General features: G+C 43.4%; 4 protein-coding genes. All 4 read left to right on the top strand.

The genetic code is table 11. The annotated features are described in order from the left end of the window. The first annotated feature begins 47 nt into the window (after positions 1 to 47). The 4 genes from EBR25_12755 (at position 48) to EBR25_12740 (ending at position 3647) form a co-directional block, all read left to right on the top strand. Positions 48 to 1166, top strand: coding sequence for a T4 prohead core scaffold protein (locus EBR25_12755; GenBank protein ID NBW41854.1), 1119 nt, complete (start codon positions 48 to 50; stop codon positions 1164 to 1166). Positions 1167 to 1213: 47 nt separating this feature from the next. Next, positions 1214 to 2605, top strand: a complete 1392-nt coding sequence (locus EBR25_12750; protein NBW41853.1) for an ATP-binding protein — start codon at positions 1214 to 1216, stop codon at positions 2603 to 2605. A 74-nt stretch (positions 2606 to 2679) separates the two neighbouring features. Then, positions 2680 to 3219 (top strand): hypothetical protein, encoded by a 540-nt coding sequence (locus EBR25_12745; GenBank protein ID NBW41852.1) that lies wholly within the window; start codon positions 2680 to 2682, stop codon positions 3217 to 3219. Then, positions 3216 to 3647, top strand: a complete 432-nt coding sequence (locus EBR25_12740) for a hypothetical protein (GenBank protein ID NBW41851.1) — start codon at positions 3216 to 3218, stop codon at positions 3645 to 3647. The genes EBR25_12745 and EBR25_12740 overlap by 4 nt, the downstream gene beginning before the upstream one ends. Positions 3648 to 3691: the final 44 nt, after the last annotated feature.

Raw genomic sequence — 3691 nt, 5'->3', positions numbered from 1 at the left:
ATTTATAAATAAATATAGATTATATTAAAATAAATCTAACAAAACAAATGTCCGTTGGTAGCAATTTACAAGAAATGGAAAACGTAGTAACCAAAGGCGCTGCTGCAGCTGAATCGATGCCAAAGGCAGGAAGCAATGCTTCCGGTGTTTCAACACCAGGCCAAGGCACTTACGAAGATCTCGGCGGTCCTACCCCAGAAAACTATAGAGCAGATGACAATTCTGCTAAACTCAAAGAACCCACACTCGCAACTGTCAAAGACATTGTGAACAAGGGTGCTAAGCCTGCTGAATCCATGCCAAAAGGTATGAAGGAAGAAGAGGAAGTTGAGGGTGAAGTAGTTTCTGAAGAAGAAACCACCGAAGAAGAAGTAGTTTCTGAAGAAGAAACCACCGATGAGGAAGTAGTCGCTGAAGAAGAGGAAGTAGTTGCTGAGTATGATATCGAAGAAGATATCAATGCACTGCTCCAAGGTGAAGAGCTTTCCGAAGAGTTCGAAGAAAAGGCACGTACCATCTTCGAAGCTGCTATCAAGGCAAAATCAACAGAAATTCAAGAAGAGTTAACTGCTCAGTATGAGCAAGCTCTTCAAGAAGAAGTTGCAACTATCAAGGAAGAACTGACTGATAGAGTCGATGCTTATCTTGAGTATGTTGCAGAAGAGTGGATGACCGAGAATCAACTTGCAGTTGAGCAAGGTCTGAAGACTGAAATGACTGAATCATTCCTTACAGGAATCAGAAGTCTTTTTGAAGATCATTATGTATCAATCCCTGAAGAGAAATATGATGTACTCAATAGTATGGTAGAAAAACTTGATGAGATGGAAGATAAACTCAACGAGCAAATCGAAAGAAATATTGCTCTAAAACAAAGATTAGCCGAGTCGGTTGCTGATGTAATCTTCTCCGAGGTCTGCGAAGGACTTGCTCTTTCACAGAAGGAAAAACTCGCTTCTCTTGCCGAAAATGTTGAGTTTGATAGTGAAGACACCTATCGTGAGAAACTGGTAACTCTGAGAAATTCTTATTTCCCAGCAAATTCTGGTACTCAAAGAGACAATTCAGAGAACATTTCTGAGAGCGCAGACGCCACCTCACCAGTCCAAGTGTCTGGTTTGATGGAGTCATATCTCACTACTCTGACTAGAGTCGCTAAAAAGTGATTTTTAGATTATAAATCAAACTAAAACTTTTAAGAGGTAAAATTCAAATGCAAGGTTTCAATGCTGAACACCTGCAGGAGAAGTGGGCACCTATCCTCAACCACGAGGGACTCGGTGGCATCCAAGATGCACACAAGAGAATGGTAACCGCAGTTCTCCTGGAGAACCAAGAAAGAATGCTCCGTGAGGAAAGAGAATTCCTCTCCGAAGCTCCAACCAACGCTACCGGTTCATCTGGTGCTACCGCAGGTTTCTCTGCTGGTGCATCTTCACCAACCGCTGGTTTCGATCCCGTTCTGATCTCCCTGATCAGACGTGCAATGCCTAACCTCGTCGCTTATGACTTGGCTGGCGTTCAACCAATGAACGGTCCTACTGGACTCATCTTCGCAATGCGTTCCCGCTACACTTCACAGAGCGGAACCGAAGCTCTGTTCGACGAAGCAGACACCGGATTCTCCAACAGCGGAATCAGCACCTCCAACTCTTATGTTGCTGGTTCTGATGGTGCAGCTGCTGGTTTCGGTACAGCTCAAAGTGGTTCTAACCCTGGTATCCTGAACCCTAACGCCAACACCACTAACTATAGTGTTGGACAGGGCATGAACACCGAGTATGCTGAAGAACTCGGTGCAGCACAATCGTTCAACGAGATGGCATTCTCAATCGAGAAAGTCACCGTTACCGCCAAGTCAAGAGCTCTGAAAGCTGAGTACTCATTAGAACTCGCTCAAGACCTCAAGGCAATCCACGGTCTGAACGCTGAAGCAGAACTCGCCAACATTCTCTCCACTGAGATTCTGGCTGAGATCAACCGCGAAGTTATCAGAACCATCTATAAGGTTGCTGAGAAGGGCGCACAAACCAACGTTGCTAACGCTGGTGTATTCGACCTCGACGTTGACTCCAATGGACGTTGGAGCGTTGAGAAGTTCAAGGGTCTCATCTTCCAGATCGAGAGAGATGCAAACCGCATCGCCCAGAGAACTCGTAGAGGAAAGGGCAACATGATTCTCTGCTCTGCAGACGTTGCTTCCGCCCTCACCATGGCAGGCGTACTTGATTACACCCCTGCTCTGAACGCTAACCTCAACGTTGACGACACTGGTAACACCTTCGCTGGTGTTCTTGCTGGTAAGTATCGTGTATACATCGATCCTTATTCGGCAAACAGCACTGCTGATGGTTCACAGTATTACGTTGTCGGTTATAAGGGTTCTTCACCTTATGACGCAGGACTCTTCTACTGCCCATACGTTCCTCTGCAGATGGTTCGTGCCGTTGGAGAGAACACCTTCCAGCCTAAGATTGGCTTTAAGACTCGCTACGGCATTGTCTCGAACCCATTCGCAAGTGCCGCTGGCGGTGCAGACACAGGTAAGCTCAAGAGTGACGACAACCGTTACTACCAGAGAGTACGTGTTCTCAACCTCATGTGATTTAAACTCACAAGGTTTGTCAGAGGGTTCTTCGGAACCCTCTTTTTTTATCTAAATACAAATAAAACCTCCTCATGGCATTTGCAAATCAGATTGAAAATAGAAATTTTCTATCGCCAATTGGTTTTAAATTTACATTATCAAAAAACAAAAAGGTTTCTTTCTTTTCCAACTCGGCAAGAATACCCGAAATTAATTTGGGTGTAGCGAATCAACCTTCATATCTTAAGGATCTTGATGTTCCTGGAGATAAGTTAGTTTATGGTGATTTTACATTAAGGTTCTTGGTTGACGAGAACATGGAAAATTATATGGCAATACACAACTGGTTGACTGGATTGGGTTATCCAGAAACCACACAACAGTTTAAAGATTTAACAACAAACGACGGTGGTAGGGATTATAAAGAACAATACAGCGATGGAAGTCTTCACATTTTAAACAGCAACTATAGAGATGTTGCTATCGTAAAATTCAAAGATTTATTTCCAACATATCTTACATCTTTGGAATTTGAAGCAACCGATGCTGATGTCAGCTACTTTACAGCAGAGGTGACATTCAAGTATACTGTGTATAATATCCTAGCGGCTGACGGCAGAACACCCCTATGAATCTTGATCAAATTCAGGAGATGTGGGCAAAAGATTCCCAAATCGATCCTGATAATCTACATGATGAATCGCTAAAAATTCCTCAACTACACGCCAAGTACTACACACTCTATAATACTATCACTCTGCTTCGTGAAAAAGCACGAGAAACTCATAGCAAAGTAAAGTTAGAGCGTTATAACTACTACACTGGAAAGGCATCCCCAGAGGTTTATGAGGAAGAACCTTTCCCATATAAAGTTCGTGACAAAGACGCCATACAGAGGCATATGGATGCCGATGAGAGACTGAACAAGATAGACCTCAAGATTCGATACTATGACATTATGCTAAAGTTCTTAGAAGAGATTATCAAGACTGTATCCAATAGAACCTTCCAAATCAAGAACGCCATTGAATGGCATCGCTTCCAGGCAGGTTTTAACTGAGGCAATAAATACCCATAGGTGATACTTATGGGTTATGTCTCATT

The sequence above is a fragment of the bacterium genome (assembly GCA_009926305.1).
Lineage (GTDB): Bacteria > Bdellovibrionota_C > UBA2361 > UBA2361 > RFPC01 > RFPC01.
The sequence above is the reverse complement of the archived record's forward strand: the minus strand, read 5'-3'. Positions and strand labels throughout refer to the sequence as shown.